The organism is Desulfamplus magnetovallimortis, from assembly GCF_900170035.1.
GTDB lineage: Bacteria > Desulfobacterota > Desulfobacteria > Desulfobacterales > Desulfobacteraceae > Desulfamplus > Desulfamplus magnetovallimortis.
On the sequence record NZ_LT828626.1, the window covers coordinates 1 to 694 of the forward strand.

1 pseudogene is annotated in these 694 nt (G+C 33.9%); it reads left to right on the forward strand.

What is annotated here, in order from left to right:
• Positions 1 to 624 (forward strand): annotated as a pseudogene (locus tag MTBBW1_RS28930) (hypothetical protein); the annotation flags it as partial.
• Positions 625 to 694 lie beyond the last annotated feature (70 nt).

Here is a 694-nt window from a genome sequence, read left to right on the forward strand (position 1 = left end):
ATTTTTGCTCTTAAAAAGAAACGAAGCGTTAAGTCAAAACGAGAAGCATTAATAACCAACAAATCTCAAAAATGGAGACAAGTGGCTGATTTCTTTAAAAGTCATCGTTGGGCTAAATGGCAAACTGTTGGAATACAACAGGATAATCGAAAAAAAAAGCGAGTGGAATTTCGCATAAGACAAATTATTGGACATCTACGTTACGTTGGAATGGTCCAATTGATTTGTTCGGAATTTAAAAAACGGTCGGATGGCCGAAGAAAATATTTAGCCTGTAGTGATTTAAAAGTAAAAGCACGCCAAATTCTCATAGGTTATCGGCTTCGATGGCTAATTGAAATTTTCCATAAACAAGTAAAAATGTTTCATGAATTTCAAGATGTAGCGCCCAATAATTTCAACTCTGTAATTTCTTATGTTCATTGGGTATATTGCGCTTATATTTTGCTGAATTTCTCCTTACCTGGAATAGCTGAAAACGTGACTTCTCAAGCTGAGAAACAAAAATTAGTTGGGCAAATCGTGTCTACAAAAGAAAAAAATAGAGTTATTCAGATGCTAAGCCAATTTGGTGGAGTCCAACGCTATAAAGAGGAACTTCAACGGTCAACACTGGCAATATAACATTGATATTCTATGTGTTTTTAAATAGTTAAGTGTTTTAATAAATGGTTTTGTGCAACGTTTAAGTTTT